At 70.9% G+C, this 15822-nt stretch carries 14 protein-coding genes; 9 read left to right on the top strand and 5 right to left on the bottom strand.

Features of this window, described 5'->3' with window-relative positions; all coding sequences use genetic code 11:
- Nucleotides 1-201: 201 nt before the first annotated feature.
- On the top strand, nt 202-2949 hold the full coding sequence (gene aceE / locus JIAGA_RS0118745) for a pyruvate dehydrogenase (acetyl-transferring), homodimeric type (protein ID WP_026876853.1): 2748 nt from the start codon (nt 202-204) through the stop codon (nt 2947-2949).
- A gap of 219 nt (nt 2950-3168) precedes the next feature.
- Here the strand turns inward: aceE and JIAGA_RS0118740 are convergent, their stop codons facing one another.
- Together JIAGA_RS0118740 and JIAGA_RS0118735 are read right to left on the bottom strand one after the other, a co-directional pair.
- Entirely contained in the window at nt 3169-3924 is a 756-nt protein-coding gene (locus JIAGA_RS0118740) for a pirin family protein (protein ID WP_035812705.1), read from the bottom strand.
- A 42-nt stretch (nt 3925-3966) separates the two neighbouring features.
- The gene (locus JIAGA_RS0118735) at nt 3967-4449 is read right to left on the bottom strand and encodes a hypothetical protein (RefSeq protein WP_157553319.1); all 483 of its coding nucleotides are present in this window, start codon (nt 4447-4449) and stop codon (nt 3967-3969) included.
- Between the two features lie 128 nt (nt 4450-4577).
- On the opposite strand from JIAGA_RS0118735, the gene JIAGA_RS35980 reads away from it, so the two are divergent.
- The 6 genes from JIAGA_RS35980 to JIAGA_RS0118705 all read left to right on the top strand — a co-directional run bounded on the left by JIAGA_RS35980 (nt 4578) and on the right by JIAGA_RS0118705 (nt 11281).
- Entirely contained in the window at nt 4578-5777 is a 1200-nt protein-coding gene (locus JIAGA_RS35980; RefSeq protein ID WP_026876850.1) for a PucR family transcriptional regulator, read from the top strand.
- 236 nt (nt 5778-6013) lie between these two features.
- Nucleotides 6014-7195, top strand: coding sequence for an acyltransferase domain-containing protein (locus JIAGA_RS0118725; protein WP_026876849.1), 1182 nt, complete (start codon nt 6014-6016; stop codon nt 7193-7195).
- Between the two features lie 2 nt (nt 7196-7197).
- Nucleotides 7198-8217, top strand: a complete 1020-nt coding sequence (locus JIAGA_RS0118720; protein ID WP_035812703.1) for a beta-ketoacyl-ACP synthase III — start codon at nt 7198-7200, stop codon at nt 8215-8217.
- Between the two features lie 100 nt (nt 8218-8317).
- Nucleotides 8318-8563, top strand: a complete 246-nt coding sequence (locus JIAGA_RS0118715; RefSeq protein ID WP_026876847.1) for an acyl carrier protein — start codon at nt 8318-8320, stop codon at nt 8561-8563.
- Nucleotides 8564-8567: 4 nt separating this feature from the next.
- Entirely contained in the window at nt 8568-9827 is a 1260-nt protein-coding gene (gene fabF, locus JIAGA_RS0118710; RefSeq protein ID WP_026876846.1) for a beta-ketoacyl-ACP synthase II, read from the top strand.
- Nucleotides 9827-11281 carry an acyl-CoA carboxylase subunit beta gene (locus JIAGA_RS0118705; protein ID WP_026876845.1) on the top strand — a complete coding sequence of 485 codons (1455 nt, stop codon included), beginning with the start codon at nt 9827-9829 and terminating at the stop codon, nt 11279-11281. Before fabF ends, JIAGA_RS0118705 begins: the two co-directional genes overlap by 1 nt.
- A gap of 973 nt (nt 11282-12254) precedes the next feature.
- On the opposite strand, the gene JIAGA_RS0118695 is transcribed toward JIAGA_RS0118705, so the two are convergent.
- Complete coding sequence (locus tag JIAGA_RS0118695) at nt 12255-12749, bottom strand: DUF3145 domain-containing protein (protein WP_026876844.1); 495 nt, start codon at nt 12747-12749, stop codon at nt 12255-12257.
- Between the two features lie 137 nt (nt 12750-12886).
- The gene (locus JIAGA_RS0118690) at nt 12887-14017 is read right to left on the bottom strand and encodes a DNA glycosylase AlkZ-like family protein (protein ID WP_026876843.1); all 1131 of its coding nucleotides are present in this window, start codon (nt 14015-14017) and stop codon (nt 12887-12889) included.
- Nucleotides 14018-14162: 145 nt separating this feature from the next.
- On the opposite strand from JIAGA_RS0118690, the gene JIAGA_RS0118685 reads away from it, so the two are divergent.
- Together JIAGA_RS0118685 and JIAGA_RS0118680 are read left to right on the top strand one after the other, a co-directional pair.
- Nucleotides 14163-14387: a helix-turn-helix domain-containing protein gene (locus JIAGA_RS0118685; protein ID WP_035812702.1), complete on the top strand. Its 225-nt coding sequence runs from the start codon at nt 14163-14165 to the stop codon at nt 14385-14387.
- Nucleotides 14388-14437: 50 nt separating this feature from the next.
- A complete protein-coding gene (locus JIAGA_RS0118680) occupies nt 14438-14704 on the top strand; it encodes a pyridoxamine 5'-phosphate oxidase family protein (RefSeq protein WP_026876841.1) in 267 nt (88 codons plus the stop codon).
- A gap of 91 nt (nt 14705-14795) precedes the next feature.
- Here the strand turns inward: JIAGA_RS0118680 and JIAGA_RS0118675 are convergent, their stop codons facing one another.
- Entirely contained in the window at nt 14796-15446 is a 651-nt protein-coding gene (locus JIAGA_RS0118675; protein ID WP_157553317.1) for a hypothetical protein, read from the bottom strand.
- Nucleotides 15447-15822 lie beyond the last annotated feature (376 nt).

Raw genomic sequence — 15822 nt, 5'->3', positions numbered from 1 at the left:
GCGCCCTTGTGCAAGTGAACCCGCCAGACCAAGCCTGACACGCCCACCTCGTGCGGACCATGGTGCCCCGGCTGCGCGGCGCTGCAAAGACATCGGCGAACCCGAATGTGACGTACGGCTCCGGAACGAGCAGGATAGGGATAGGAACCCGACAACCCCCGACGCTCACATCGGCGTCTCCTAGACCACGAAGGGATCGTCGTGGCTGCAGACCGCTCGCCGATCATCATCAACGGCCTCCCGAGTCAGCTTCCCGACATCGACGCGGACGAGACCAGGGAGTGGCTGGAGTCGCTCGATGCGGCCATCGACCAGCGCGGCCGCCACCGGGCGCGATATCTCATGCTGGCGTTACTGCAGCACGCCATGGAGCGGCAGGTCGGCGTCCCGAGTCTGCGCCACACCGACTACATCAACACCATCGCGCCGGAGTCCGAGCCGTGGTTCCCCGGCGACGAGTACGTCGAGCGGCGCATCCGCGCCTACATCCGGTGGAACGCGGCCATGATGGTGCAGCGCGCGCAGCGCCCGGGCGTGGGCGTCGGCGGGCACATCTCCACCTACGCTTCGTCGGCGAGTCTCTACGAGGTCGGGTTCAACCACTTCTTCCGCGGCCGCGACCACGCCGGCGGCGGCGACCAGATCTTCTTCCAGGGCCACGCTTCCCCCGGCATGTACGCCCGCGCCTACCTGGAGGGCCGGCTCACCAAGGCGCAGCTCGACGGGTTCCGCCAGGAGCTCTCGCACGCGGGCCCCGGCGGCGGGCTGCCGTCGTATCCGCATCCGCGGCTGATGCCGGACTTCTGGGAGTTCCCGACGGTGTCGATGGGCCTGGGCCCGCTGAACGCCATCTACCAGGCCCGGTTCAACCGCTACCTGCACAACCGCGGCATCAAGGACACCACGCAGCAGCACGTCTGGGCGTTCCTCGGCGACGGCGAGATGGACGAGCCGGAGACCATCGGCGCCATCGGCACAGCCGCCCGCGAGGAACTGGACAACCTCACCTTCGTGGTCAACTGCAACCTGCAGCGCCTCGACGGCCCGGTGCGCGGCAACGGCAAGATCATCCAGGAGATGGAGTCGCTGTTCCGCGGCGCCGGCTGGAACGTCATCAAGGTCATCTGGGGCCGCGAGTGGGACCCGCTGCTCGCCGCCGACACCGACGGCGCGCTGGTCAACCTCATGAACGTCACACCTGACGGCGACTACCAGACGTACAAGGCCGAGTCCGGGGCGTACGTGCGCGAGCACTTCTTCGGCCGCGACCCGCGCACGCGCAAGATGGTCGAGCAGATGTCCGACGACGAGATCTGGGGCCTGAAGCGCGGCGGTCACGACTACCGCAAGCTCTACGCCGCCTACAAGGCCGCCACCGAGCACACCGGGCAGCCCACCGTCATCCTGGCCAAGACCATCAAGGGCTGGACGCTCGGCTCGCACTTCGAGGCGCGCAACGCCACCCATCAGATGAAGAAGCTGACCGGCGACGACCTCAAGCTCTTCCGCGACCGGCTGTTCATGGAGATCCCGGACTCCGCGCTCGAGGACGTCTACAACCCGCCGTACTTCCACCCGGGCAAGGACTCCGACGAGCACGCCTACATGATGGAGCGGCGGCAGAAGCTCGGCGGCTTCCTGCCCGACCGCCGGGTCACCGCCAAGCCGCTGGTACTGCCGGGCGACAAGGTCTACGAGGTAGCCAGGCGCGGCTCCGGCAAGCAGCCGGTGGCCACCACCATGGCGCTGGTCCGGTTGCTGAAGGACCTGCTCAAGGACCCGGAGATCGGCAAGCGCCTGGTCCCGGTCATCCCGGACGAGGCCCGCACCTTCGGCATGGACTCCCTGTTCCCGACGCTGAAGATCTACTCGCCGCACGGGCAGAACTACACGCCGGTCGACCGTGAGCTGTTCCTGAGCTACAAGGAAGCCACGGACGGGCAGATCCTGCACGAGGGCATCAACGAGGCCGGCTCGGTCGCGTCGTGGACGGCGGCGGCCACGTCGTACGCCACCCACGGCGAGCCGATGATCCCGATCTACATCTTCTACTCGATGTTCGGGTTCCAGCGCACGGGCGACGGCTTCTGGGCGGCGGCGGACCAGATGGCCCGCGGGTTCGTCCTCGGCGCCACCGCGGGGCGCACCACGCTGAACGGCGAGGGCCTGCAGCACGAGGACGGCCACTCCCCGCTGCTGGCCTCGACCAACCCGGCCGTGGTGCACTACGACCCGGCGTGGGCCTTCGAGATCGGCCACATCATCCGCGACGGGCTGCGCCGCATGTACGGCGAGGATGCCGAGAACCTCTTCTACTACCTGACGGTGTACAACGAGCCGTACACGCAGCCCGCGGAGCCGGAGAACCTCGACGTCGAGGGCCTGCTCAAGGGCATGTACCTCTACCACCCGATGGAGACCGCACCTGGCGACAACGTGCCGCACGCGCAGATCCTCGCCTCCGGGGTGGCCGTGAACTGGGCACTCGAAGCGCAGCAGCGGCTGGCCGACGAGTGGGAGGTCGCCGCCGACGTCTGGTCGGTGACGTCGTGGAACGAACTGCGCCGCGACGCCGTCGCCGCCGACGAGTGGAACCTCATGCACCCCGGCGAGGACCAGCGCGTGCCGTACGTCACCCGGCGGCTGCGCGAGGCCCGCGGGCCGGTGGTGGGCGTCAGCGACTACATGCGCTCCGTCCAGGACCAGATCTCGCCGTACGTGCCGACCGACTGGGCGTCGCTGGGCACCGACGGGTTCGGCCTGTCCGACACCCGCGCGGCGCTGCGCCGGCACTTCCGGGTCGATGCGCAGTCCATCGTCATCAACGTGCTGACACTGCTGGCCCGGCGCGGCGAGATCGGCTGGGACACCGTCAAGCAGGCGCACGACCGCTACAAGCTCGACGACGTCAACGCCACGACGGCCGAGGAAGCCGGCGGCGAGTCCTGACCCCGCCCCGGAAATGATCACGTGGACCATGGTTCCTCCCGCTTCACCACGAATGCTTGCCCAGGAGGGTCGGGCGAGACCGGCGATGAGACGGGGGCCGCAGGCCTCGTCTCATCGCCGGTGCGCGACACGGCGTCAGGGTGACCGTGCCACGGGCTTGCTCGACCCGACGACCGAGATGACTGGTGAAGCGGTAGGACGCCTGGAGGAGTCCGCTGGTCAGGCGACGGCGGCGTGCATCTCCCACACGACGAGCTCCGCCGCCCCGAGAGCCGTCACCGACCGGCCGCCCTCGTCGGTGAGCCGGACGGCGTCGCCCTCGCCCAGCCGTCCGGCGGACTCCACGTCGACCTCCCCGCGAGCCACGTACACGTGGACGAACGGCGCGGACGGCAGGGTCACCCGCTCCCCCGCGCCGAGCCGGCCGACGTGCATCGCAGCGCGGCGCTGACCCAGCGCCACCGGCGCGTCGCCGGCGTGCCGTCGCAGGCCGCTCACCACCGCCACCAGCCCCCCGCCGGCCAGGTCCGCCGTCACGTCGGCCTGCCCGTACGACGGATCCACGCCGGCGTCGGACGGCGGCACCCACATCTGCACGAACCGCAGCGGCCCCTCGGCCGCGACCTCCGCGTGCCGCACGCCGCGACCGGCGCTCATCCGCTGCACGACTCCCGGAACCACGAGTCCGCCGTGCCCGCCGGTGTCCAGGTGTGACAACGCACCGGACAACACCCAGGTGACGACCTCGACGTCGCGGTGCGGGTGCTCGGGATACCCCTCGCCGGGCGCCGCCACGACGTCGTCGTTGGCCACCACGAGCAGCCCGAAGCCGACGTTTCCTGGGTCGTAGTGCGGCCCGAACGAGAAGGAATGCCGCGACAACACACCGGTGGTGCGGGTGACGAACCGCTCGCCGGCCCGCACGACCCGGACGGGACCGCCGCGCCCATGATCATCAACGGTTGCGGGTGTCATAGCGCCGGAAATCGTTGATGATCATGGGAATCCGGCGACCCGTCAGAGCCCGGTGCGGGCGCCCTGCGATTCCAGGTGGGCCAGCCACTGCCGCATCCGGTCGGCCGTCGGAGCCGTCGCCAGCAGCCCGAACACGCTCAGGATGCCGCCGATCGCCGCCGGCAGCCAGGCGTCGCGGGCGAACGCGTTGACCACACCGACCAGCGCCGGCAGTTCGGCGAACACCAGAGTCAGGAACGCCGCGCTGCGCAGCTGCCCGGCGGCCCGGGTGGCGTCGCGCGGCGTCGACGCCGGCCAGGGCCGGATGATCCGCCGCGGCATGAACCACGCCGCGGCCAGGAACACGCCGCCCACCACCAGCGAGGCCGCGGCGTCCAGGGCCGTACCCGGCTCATCGGCGACGGTGAACACCGTCACCGCGGTGATCAGCACGACGCCGCCGAGCATCGCGAACGACACCAGGCGCAGCGCGCGGCCCAGGTCGTCGGTCGGAGCGGCACCGCCGGACGGGGTGGGTGTGACCATGGTGGGCAAGCCTAGTGCCCTGTGCACCGATGGCGCGCTCGCGCCCGGACCCCGGATTGTCCGTTCACCACAACAAGCGGCCCACCTGGTCCCACGCTGCGGACGCCAGGCCGCGTACGCTGCCGGGCATGCGGCAATCCTCCGACGCCGAACGACCGGACGCCTTCGGCGCGGGCCGTCACGAACGCACCGTGCACCTGCTCGAGCGAGCCACCGGCAAGCTCGCGACCGCGGCCATCGCCCGGATGGAGGATCAGCTCAACTGGTACCGGGCCATGCCCGCCGAGCAACGATCGTGGGTGGGGCTGGTCATCCAGGCCGGCATCGCCGCGTTCGTCGACTGGTACCGCAATGCCGACGAGTCCCGGCCCACCCCCACCGCCGACGTGTTCGGCACCGCGCCGCGCGACCTCATCCGTTCCATCAGCCTGCAGCAGACGGTGGAGGTCGTGCGGGTCGCCATCGAGGTGGTCGAGGACAGCGTCGAGGACGTCGTCGGGCCGGACGACGCCCGGGCGGTCCGCGAGGGCGTGCTGCGCTATTCGCGCGAGGTCGCGTTCTCAGCCGCACACGTCTATGCCCGTTACGCCGAGGCACGCGGCTCGTGGGACGCCCGCCTGGAGGCCACCGTCGTCGACTCCCTGCTGCGCGGCGAGGTCGACGAGGACGTCCGTTCCCGCGCGTCGGCGCTGGGCTGGACCGCTGCCAGCGGCGTCGCCGTCATCATCGGCCGGCCCCGGCCCGACGACGGCGCCTCGGCCGACGAGATCCGGCGAACTGCCAGGCACGCCGGGTACGACGTGCTCACCGGCGGGCAGGGTGACCGGCTGGTCGCGGTGCTCGGCCGGGTCGAGGACCCGCTGGTCGCGGCGTCGGTCATCGTCACCCATTTCGGACCGGGGCCGGTGGTCGTCGGGCCGCTGGTGCCTGACCTGGTGTCGGCGGCGACGTCCGCGCGTGCCGCGGTCTCCGGGCTGGTCGCCGCCGCGGGCTGGCCGGATTCCCCACGACCGGTCGCGGCGAGCGCGCTGCTGCCGGAGCGGGCGTTGTCCGGCGATCAGGAGGCGCTGCACGACCTCGTCGCAGAGCTGTACGTGCCGATCGCCGAGGCCGGGCCCGTCGTCCTGGAGACCCTCGCGGCGTACCTGGAGACCGGGGCGTCGGTCGAGGCGGCGGCGCGCCTGCTGTTCGTCCACCCCAACACCGTGCGCTACCGGCTGCGCCGGGTCACCGACGTCGTCGGGCTGACACCCACGGACCCCCGCGATTCCTACACACTGCGCCTCGCGCTCTCCCTTGGCCGGATCAATCCGCCGGCGGTCGACTGACGCGCTCCGGCCGCGCTCACGTCGTCCGGCGCGTTGCGTCGACCGCGCGTCACCCCCGCTTCACCAGGCGTTTGTTCGCTTCACCAGGCATGCATGGGTGGTGGAGCGGGTGCACCCATCCTGCACGTGGTCATTTCCGCGGCGGCAGACGTTGTGGGAAACCCCCAAAGTTAGTGGGACGACCTTGTGACTGCAGCCGACCCCTCCTACGTCCTGGTAACGGCCAGGCTTGAAGGGTGCTCGTCATCGTCGCGCCCGGCCAGGGCTCCCAGACGCCAGGCTTCCTCGCCCCATGGCTCGAGGAGCCGTCTTTCGCCGCCCGGATCGACTGGCTCTCCGCCGTCGCCGGCCTCGATCTGGCGCACTACGGCACCGAGGCCGACGCCGACACCATCCGCGACACCGCGGTCGCGCAGCCGCTGCTGGTCGCCTCGGGTCTGGTCACCGCGCTCGCGCTGTTCCCGCACCCGGCCGACGCGTTCACCACCGTCGGCGCGGTCGCCGGCCACAGTGTCGGTGAGATCACCGCGGCCGCCGGAGCGCGCGTCATCACCGCCGAGCAGGCCATGGTCTTCGTCCGGGAGCGCGGCCGCGGCATGGCCGAGGCGGCCGGCGCGGCACCCACCGGCATGACCGCCGTCCTGGGCGGCGACGCCGACGAGGTCCTGGCCACGCTGACCAAGCACGGGCTCACCCCGGCCAACGTCAACGGCGCCGGCCAGGTGGTCGCCGCCGGTACGGCCGCCCAGCTCGAGGCGCTCGCCGCCGACCCGCCTGCCGGTGCCCGGCTGCGCTCGCTGCCGGTTGCCGGCGCGTTCCACACCACGCACATGGCCCCGGCCGTGAAGCGGCTGCGCCACCTCGCGCAGTCCATCAGCACCCACGACCCGCGCACGCTGCTGCTGTCCAACCGCGACGGCCATGTGGTGCACGACGGCCGCGACGTCCTCAACCGCATGGTCGACCAGGTGTCGAACCCGGTGCGGTGGGACCTGTGCATGCAGACCATGGCCGAGCTGGGTGTCACCGGCGTGCTCGAGGTCCCGCCGGCCGGCACGCTCGTCGGCCTGGCCAAGCGGGCACTGCCTGGCGTGGAGACGTTCGCGCTGAAGACCCCGGACCAGCTCGACGACGCCCGCGCGTTCGTCGAGAAGCACGGCCAGCCCAGCCACCTCACCACCAGCCCGACCTGGCGGCTCGTCGTCGCGCCGATGAAGGGCACCTTCGCCGCCGCGGGCGCGAAGGCCGGCGACCACCTGGCCGCCGGCGACGTCATCGGCACGGTCAGCTCGCTGCGCGACTCGCTGGAGGTCACGGCCGGGCACGGCGGCACGGTCATCGAATGGCTGGTCGAGGACGGTGACCCGGTCGCTCCGGGCCAGCCCCTGGTCCGGCTGCACCCTGAGGCGGTGGCGTGAACATGAGCGGAATCACCCTCCAGCCGGCCGCGCCGGCACGAGCCAGCCGCATCCTCGGCATCGGCGGGTACCGGCCCAGCCGGGTCATCACCAACGCCGAGATCGTCGAGCAGATCGACTCCTCCGACGAGTGGATCCGGACCCGCTCGGGCATCGAGAGCCGGCGCTGGGCCACGGACGACGAGACTGTCGTCGCCATGAGCCTGGGGGCCGCGGGCAAGGCACTGGCGGAGGCCGGCGTGCAGCCCGCCCAGATCGACTGCGTCATCGTCTCGACGGTCACGCACCTGTTCCAGACGCCGTCCGCGGCGGCGGAGATCGCCTACAAGCTCGGCACTGAACGGGCGGCGGCCTTCGACATTTCCGCGGCGTGCGCGGGCTTCTGCTACGGACTTTCGCTGGCCTCGGACATGGTGCGGGCCGGTACCGCCCGGCACGTGCTGGTGATCGGCGTCGAGCGGCTGTCCGACCTCACCGACCAGACCGACCGCTCCACGGCATTCCTGTTCGCCGACGGCGCCGGCGCGGCGGTCGTGGGCTCGGCCGAGAACCCCGACGACGGCGGCATCGGCCCGGTCGTCTGGGGCTCCGACGGCCAGCACCTCGACCACATCCGGCAGCGGGAGGACTGGCGCGACGTCCTGCGCAACGAGGCCGGCCCGACCATGCCACACCTGGTGATGCAGGGCAATCCGGTCTTCCGTTGGGCGTCGTACGAGATGGCCAAGGTGGCCCAGGAGGCGCTGACCGCCGCCGGCGTCACCGCCGACGACCTCGACGTGTTCGTACCGCACCAGGCGAACATGCGCATCACCGACGCCATGGCGCGCCAGCTGAAGCTGCCCGAGCGAGTCGCCATCGCCCGCGACATCGCCACCCAGGGCAACACGTCGGCCGCTTCGATCCCGCTGGCCATCGAGCGGATGCTCGAGACCGGCGAGGCCCGCAGCGGCGACCTCGCACTGATCATCGGGTTCGGGGCCGGGTTGGTGTACGCCGCCCAGGTGATCCGGATCCCGTGATCGTCGCCGCCCGATGACGTGCGGCGGCCTACGATCGTCACCGACCACCGTCGGTCACGACCAGCACCACCACACCAGAACCGAGGGGAACCGAAACGACATGGCCAGCACCGAGGAGATCCGCGAGGGCCTCGCCGAGATCGTCAACGAGATCACCGGCGTTCCCGCTGAGGACGTCCAGCTCGAGAAGTCCTTCACCGACGACCTGGACATCGACTCGCTGTCGATGGTCGAGGTGGTCGTCGCGGCCGAGGAGAAGTTCGGCGTGAAGATCCCCGACGAAGAGGTCAAGAACCTGGCCACCGTCGGTGACGCCGTCACGTTCATCGAGAAGGCAGGTTCGTAGCATCATGTCGCGTTCCCAGGCTCGAGTTGTCGTCACCGGGCTCGGCGCCACCACGCCCGTCGGGGGCGATGTTGCGTCGAGCTGGGACTCGCTGCTCGCCGGCCGGTCCGGCGTGCGCAAGCTGACCCAGGAGTGGGTCGCCGAGCTGCCGGTGCAGATCGGCGCTCCGGCCGCCGTCGACCCCTCCGAAGTCCTGCCGCGTGTCGAGGCGCGCCGGCTGGACCGGGCCGCCCAGTTCGCCATCATCTGCGCCCGGGAGGCGTGGGCCGACGCCGGCTTCTCCGGCAGGTCGTCGGAGGCGGGGCTGGACCCGGAGCGGGTCGGCGTGGTGTGCGCGTCCGGCATCGGTGGCCTCACCACCCTGCTCTCCAACTACGACCAGCTGCGCGACTCCGGCCCGCGCCGGGTGTCGCCGCTGGCCATCCCGATGCTCATGCCGAACAGCCCGGCCGCCAACGTCAGCATCGAGCTGCAGGCACAGGCCGGTGCGCACACTCCCGTGAGCGCCTGCTCGTCCGGCGCCGAGGCGATCGCGTACGCACTGGACATGATCCGCTCCGGCCGGGCCGACGTCGTCGTGGCCGGTGGCGCCGAGGCGGTCATCCACCCGCTGCCGATCGCCGCGTTCGCGAACATGATGGCGCTGTCCAAGCGCGACGACGACCCCACCGTGGTCAGCCGGCCGTTCGACAAGCAGCGCGACGGCTTCGTGCTCGGCGAGGGCGGCGCCCTGATGGTGCTGGAATCCGCCGAGCACGCGGAGGCACGGGGCGCGAGGATCTACGCCGAGGTGGCCGGTGCCGGCATGAGCGCCGACGCGCACCACATCGCCCAGCCTGAGCCGACCGGAGCTGGTGTCATCTCGGCGATCCGCAAGGCGCTGACCGACGGCGAACTCTCGCCCGACGACGTCGGCCATGTGAACTGCCACGCCACCTCCACACCCGTCGGCGACATCGCGGAGTCGGTGGCCCTCAACGCGGTCTTCGGGGACCGCGTCACCTCGATCCCGGTCACGGCACCGAAGTCGATGATCGGGCACCTGCTCGGCGGCGCCGGCGCTGTCGAGTCCCTCGCTACGGTGCTCAGCCTGCACCACGGTCTCGTACCGCCCACGGCGAACGTCGATGACGTCGACGACGACATCAACCTCGACATCGTCCGCACCACCCCGCGGAAACTCGACGACGGTCCGCTGGCCGCCCTGAACGACTCGTTCGGGTTCGGCGGGCACAACGTCGTCCTCGCCTTCAGGAGGGCCTGATGACAGCGCTCGCCGATCGTCCCGCCTCGGACAAGTCCACCGCCCCCGCCGGGAAGCCCGCCAAGCCACCGCGCGAGGAGGACCCGCGCAACCCGAACCACCGGCTCGCGGCCCTCTTCGACCCCGGGTCGCTGGAACTGATCAGCCCGGACGACCGCAGCGGCATGCTCGCCGCGGTGGGCACCGTGCATGGTGCCCCGGCCGTGGCCTTCTGCTCCGACGCCACCGTCATGGGCGGCGCGATGGGCGCGGATGGCTGCCGCGTCGTCGTCGAAGCCTACGAGCGGGCGCTGGCGGACGGGGTACCGATCATCGGGCTCTGGCACTCCGGTGGCGCGCGCCTCCCCGAGGGCGTGCTGTCGTTGCACGCTGTGGGGCAGATCTTCGAGATCATGACCCGCGCGTCGGGCCGCATCCCGCAGCTGTCGGTCGTCCTCGGCCCCGCGGCGGGCGGCGGCGCCTACGGCCCGGCCCTCACCGACATCGTCATCATGGGCCCGGAGGGCCGCGTCTTCGTCACCGGCCCGGAGGTCGTCCGCTCGGTCACCGGCGAGGACGTCGACATGCTGCGGCTGGGCGGCCCGGAGCCGCACGGCCGGCGCTCCGGCGTCGTCCACGTCGTCGCCAGCACCGAGCGCGAGGCGCTGGACCAGGCGCGGGCGCTGGGTTCGCTGCTGGGCGATCAGGGCGAGCTGGACGCCGACGGCGTCGCCGACGTGGATCTCGGCGCGCACCTGCCGGAATCGGCCAAGCGTGCCTACGACGTCCACCCGATCATCACCGACGTGCTCGACGCCGGCACCGGGCTGGAACTGCACCCCCGCTGGGCTCCGAACATCACCACCACGCTGGGCCGGTTCGGCGGGCGCACCGTGGGCGTCATCGCCAACAACCCGTTGCGCCTCGGCGGCTGCCTGGACTCGACCTCCGCCGAGAAGGCGGCCCGGTTCGTCCGCATGTGCGACGCGTTCGGAGTTCCGCTGATCGTCATCGTCGACGTCCCCGGCTATCTGCCCGGCGTGGGCCAGGAGTGGGACGGAGTCGTCCGCCGCGGCGCCAAGCTGCTGCACGCTTTCGCCGAGGCCTCCGTGCCCCGGGTGACACTCGTGACGCGGAAGGTCTACGGCGGCGCGTACATCGCGATGAACTCCCGCGCGCTGGGCGCCACCCGGGTGTTCGCCTGGCCGACCGCCGAGGTCGCCGTCATGGGCGCCGTCGCGGCGGTGCGCATCCTGCACCGGCGCAAGCTCGCCGAGGTCGCACCCGACGTGCGTCCCCAGGTGGAGGCGGAACTGGCCGAGGAACACCAACGGATCACGGGCAGCCTCGACCGCGCCGTCGAGATCGGCGTCGTCGACGAGATCATCGCGCCGGCGCAGACCCGGACCGCACTGGCCCGGGCGATCGCGGAGACCCCGGCCCGCCGCGGCTCTCACGGCAACATCCCGCTCTAAGCGGGTCGCGCATCCTCGCCGTCGGTCCATCGTCGCAGGTAGGGACGGTGGGCCGGCGGCTTTGCAATGGACACCTATACACACCGGCGTTCGATGGCGGGTGGTTTGGTGGCGCCCTGGCCCCACCAAACCACCCGTCATCACCATTCCCGGCGCACCGGCCCGCCCCCAGCGCTCGGGCCGTCAGCCGCCGCAGGTGACGACACAGGTACCACCCGGCGTGCCGATGGAGCCCTCCGCGGCCCGGGCCAGTGCGCCCGACGCGGCGGCGGCCCGCTTGACCCGGTGCCGCGGGGCATCGCGGGGTGCCGCCGGGTGCCCACCTGATCGTCGATGCGCCACCTGATCGTCGATGTGTCACCTGATCGGTCCGTGGCGACGATCAGGTGACGACAGCGCCCGGGGACGACGTCGGTCGTGCACCTGATCGTCTCCAGCATGTGGACACAAAACGATCAGGTGACCTCGGCACGGCATTGCGGCGCGATCGGTCACCTGATCGTCCAGCCGGGACGACGGCTGACACTCCGGACCGACGGCTGACGCCCCGGGCCGGCGGCTGACGCTCCGGACCTGTGCGGGCGGACCGCGACGACGCCGCAGCCCGGTGCGCCGATGAGTCGATGGCGGGTGGTTTGGGCGCGCTCTGGCCCCACCAAACCACCCGCCATTGCCGTTCGCCGCGCCCGGAGTCCTGGCGTACAGGTGCCCATAGCAAGGCATCCCGACACACCTCAGGTCAGCAAGCCGACCGGCACCGAACGCACGGAGCGCCCCGGACCGTTGGTCCGGGGCGCTCGCACGTGGTGAGGCCGCTGTATTTCCCGGTCACCGGGCCGGGGACAACCACCGATGCCGGAGCGGCCACGTCTGTGGGTGTGTCACTAGTCCGTGACCATACCGGCGACTTGGCTCGTTGTGAAGGGCTTGTCTCGCGGGAATTTTGCCCCTCACGAACCCGTCCTGTCCCGACTCAGACGACCTGGTGCAGCCAGCGGACGGGCGCGCCGTCGCCGGCGTACCGGAACGGTTCGAGCTCCTCGTCCCAGGGCGCGCCGAGCAGCCGGCGCATCTCGTCCTCGAGGTCGACCTCGCCGAGGGACGCCTTCAGGACGGCTGCCTTGATGCGGTCTTCGGGGATCATGATGTCGCCGTGCACGCCCGTGACGGCGTGGAAGACGCCGAGGCTCGGCGTGTAGGAGTAGCGCGCACCCTCGCAGCCGGCGCTGGGCTCCTCGGTGACCTCGAAGCGCAGATGCAACCACCCGCGCAGCGCCGAGGCGAGCTTGGCGCCGGTGCCCGCCGCACCCTGCCATGAGAACTCCGCCCGGTAGGTGCCGGGCGAGGCGGGCTGCGGGCTCCATTCGAGCTTGACGCGCACACCAAGAGCGCCGGCCACTGCCCACTCAATGTGCGGGCAGAGCGCCGACGTAGCGGCGTGGACGTACAGGACGCCACGTGTCGTCACCGGATCCTCCTGCGGTTCGAGGGACGCCTTCCCCTGCGGCCTCGCGCCGACGGATGGATCTGATCGACGGGTTCTATTGTGCACGACTGATCGCCCGTCCGCCACGTCCGGCCCCGATCAAGCCCGGCGTGTCCTGGTCAGGACGCCATTCCGACTCGGACGTCAGAGGCGCCGAAGAAGCGCCCGACCGCCTGGGCGTCACCGTGGATCGCATCCGCCCAGCCGTCCGGGAGCCCGTCGAAGGTGGTCACCGCGATGTCGAGCCGTCCCTTCGCCGCGCGCCGCCGCCAGGTGCCGGCGATCTCGCCGTCGCGCAGGACGATCCCCGGGTTGCCCGCCGGCGACCACACCCGTCGCCGGTCACCGGCGTCGGGCAGCAGGAGCTCACGATCGACGACCTCCGTCACCGGGTCGTAGGGCCCGAGCAGCCGCAGCTCGGGCGGCTCCGGCGGGTCCTCGAGCAGCGGCATGTCGGCCGCCAGCATCCACCCCTTCCGGCCGTCGACCGTCACCGGGTGCAGCTCGTCCTCGACCAGCGACCACCAACCGCCCGCCGCCGACGGGGTCAGGCTCAGCCAGGCGGCCAGATGAGCCGGGCGCACCGGTCCGGCCGCGTGCACGAAACGCCGGACCACCTGGGCGCGGGATTCGCGGGTGCCGCGGTCGTCCACGCGCTCGGGGCCGCCGCGACGCCGGACGGGCGCCGTCGGCGGCAGGAACCGGAACACCCGCGGCGACTCGACCTCGATGGTGAGCCCGGCCTGCAGCGTGGCGAACCGGAACAGGGCGTCGTGCACATGGTGAACGCCGCAGCCCTCGCACCAGGGCGCGAGTGCCCGGGCGACCCGAGGCGACACCGCGCCGGACAGTTCCCCCTTGGTGCGCGGCCGGCCATCGGACATCACGTCGGCCATGACGGCCGCGACCTCGTCCAGGCCGGTGCCGAACCGCGGGCCGATCTCCTGCCCGAACGGCCCGATGGACTGCTGGGCGAGCTCGGCGCCGTCGTCGATGCGCAAGGCGGCCGCGAGCAGGCCGAGATCGGCCGACCGGTGCAGGTGCATCGCGGCCCGGACCGAGTGCACCAGCACCATGTCAGCACCGCCGGCGCCGCGCAGCTCGAGCGCGAGCCGGGCCGTCGCACCGATCGGATGATCCTGTGCGCCGACGTCGAGGACCGCACCGGCGTCAGGCGTGGCGCCGACGCCGGCGCCGGTCAGACCGTGAACCGCCGCTCGGTACGCGACCACCTGCTCGCGACTCGCCATGGTGGTCAACCTCCCGCCCGACCGCCGAAGCCGCCCGTCCGATCCGCGTGGACTGCCGGATTCACACCGTCGGCGTGACGCGACAGACAGAGAATGCGACTCATCGTCTGTAGATCCATAGGCTGTCGAGCACCAGCGTAGACGGGTGCCCACAGCTCCCGACGCCGAACGCGACGTGCGCGCCGCCTTCGGCCGACGCGTGAGGGAACTGCGCAAGGAGCTGGGACTGAGCCAGGAGGAACTGGCCGATCGCGCTGACCTCCACCGCACCTACGTCGGCTCCATCGAACGCGGCGAGCGCAACGTCGCACTGATCAACATCCACCGGCTGGCTCGCGCCCTCCACGTGTCCCCGCGCGACCTGCTCTGACCTGCCGGTGTCACTATGGACGCCCAACGCAGCACCCCGGAGGGCGACCCATGGCACGGCAGAACGAGATCGACGTCGACGCCTTCCTCGCCCGGCCGCTGACGGCCCGCGTGGCCACCAACGGCCCCACCGTACGGCCGGCCTGGTACCTGTGGGAGGACGGCGCGTTCTGGATCCTCACCGGGCCGTGGGCGAGGCTCGCGGACCACGTCCGAGCAGACCCGGCGCTGCACGCCGACCCCGCCCTGGAGGGCACGGTCTGGCTGCGCCTGCGGCCCGACTCACTCGCCGCCAAGGACCTCAGCTACCGCATCTGAGCTCTGACTCCGTGAGCCGGCCGGTCCGTGGCGGCGGAGATATGACAACGTTCACCACAGGATCCGGGACTCGGCTGGAAAGGCCGCATGCTCATGAGTTCTCGTCGCTGTACGGCCCCCAACGCTCCAGCGGATCGAAGCTCGCGTCGATCAGCTCACGGTTCTTGAGGTCGACGACGTAGACACCGTTCCAGCGGAAGAAGCCGATCCGTTCCAGTAGAACCCCCAATCGCACACAGGTGAGTTCGGCCGACACCCGATCAGCATTGCGGTGCAGTAGGTCGGCCGGCGATATCCGGCACACAGCGAGACGGGCACTGTTGGAGAAGCGTTCCAACGCCGACGCGAGGAGCGGGGCGGCCAGACCGTGACCGCGCCATCGCTCGGCCAACTCGAACCAGCACACGATCACCATGCGCGGCGGACCATCGCCGATCCGAGCGTCGAGATCTGGCACGAGTGTTCCATCGGCGAGATCGATGACGGTCTCCGCGATGAACTCCAGCGTCCACTCGCCCAACTCCAGCGAATCGAGCAGGTTCCGGTCACGGTTGAGGTCAGCTACTGCCAACTGGACGTCCGCGACATGGCGGTCCTCGTCCGCACAGGCGTCGAGATCCCAGACGTCAGCCGACACCCGCCAGTGCTCGGGCATGTCGTCGTCCGTGACGGTCTGCCACCACAGCATTCGATGGGTAACGGACAGTTCGACCGACATAGGGTTCGCCGGCAGTTCGGCCATCTCAGCCACCTCGCCACATGGAAGGGCCAAAGCGATAGACGGTAGGCGCTCGCCGATGCCCATTTCTGGTGCTGCCTGCATCTGTCCGAGGCGCTACCCGAGAAATGCGAGCTGGAACCACCGCGCGCGCAAGAACACTGCTGCATGGACACGGCTCGCTCGCCTTCTCCGAGACTGCGGGCCGGTCTCTGCACGAGTGGTACCGGTGATTGTCCTCCAGCTGGCCTCAGATGCAAACCGAAACATTGAATTCGTCGTCGGGGAACATTGTGGCGATGTGACATATGGGCCCACCCGGCGGCCACACGCTCGTACCGATAGTCACGACCTCCCGCCCAGTCGGAAGCGGACTGCTACTCATAGTCTTCCTGCATTT

Source organism: Jiangella gansuensis DSM 44835, from assembly GCF_000515395.1.
Taxonomy (GTDB): domain Bacteria; phylum Actinomycetota; class Actinomycetes; order Jiangellales; family Jiangellaceae; genus Jiangella; species Jiangella gansuensis.
The sequence above is the reverse complement of the archived record's forward strand: the minus strand, read 5'-3'. Positions and strand labels throughout refer to the sequence as shown.

What these genes read in the sequence shown, in the direction of transcription:
- JIAGA_RS0118720 (WP_035812703.1), top strand. Translation starts at nt 7,198, where the DNA reads ATGAGCGGAATCACCCTCCAGCCGGCCGCGCCGGCACGAGCCAGCCGC.
- JIAGA_RS0118680 (WP_026876841.1), top strand. Translation starts at nt 14,438, where the DNA reads ATGGCACGGCAGAACGAGATCGACGTCGACGCCTTCCTCGCCCGGCCG.
- fabF (WP_026876846.1), top strand. Translation starts at nt 8,568, where the DNA reads ATGTCGCGTTCCCAGGCTCGAGTTGTCGTCACCGGGCTCGGCGCCACC.
- JIAGA_RS0118715 (WP_026876847.1), top strand. Translation starts at nt 8,318, where the DNA reads ATGGCCAGCACCGAGGAGATCCGCGAGGGCCTCGCCGAGATCGTCAAC.
- JIAGA_RS0118690 (WP_026876843.1), bottom strand. Translation starts at nt 14,017, where the DNA reads ATGGCGAGTCGCGAGCAGGTGGTCGCGTACCGAGCGGCGGTTCACGGT.
- JIAGA_RS35980 (WP_026876850.1), top strand. Translation starts at nt 4,578, where the DNA reads ATGCGGCAATCCTCCGACGCCGAACGACCGGACGCCTTCGGCGCGGGC.
- JIAGA_RS0118735 (WP_157553319.1), bottom strand. Translation starts at nt 4,449, where the DNA reads ATGGTCACACCCACCCCGTCCGGCGGTGCCGCTCCGACCGACGACCTG.
- JIAGA_RS0118675 (WP_157553317.1), bottom strand. Translation starts at nt 15,446, where the DNA reads ATGGCCGAACTGCCGGCGAACCCTATGTCGGTCGAACTGTCCGTTACC.
- JIAGA_RS0118705 (WP_026876845.1), top strand. Translation starts at nt 9,827, where the DNA reads ATGACAGCGCTCGCCGATCGTCCCGCCTCGGACAAGTCCACCGCCCCC.
- JIAGA_RS0118740 (WP_035812705.1), bottom strand. Translation starts at nt 3,924, where the DNA reads ATGACACCCGCAACCGTTGATGATCATGGGCGCGGCGGTCCCGTCCGG.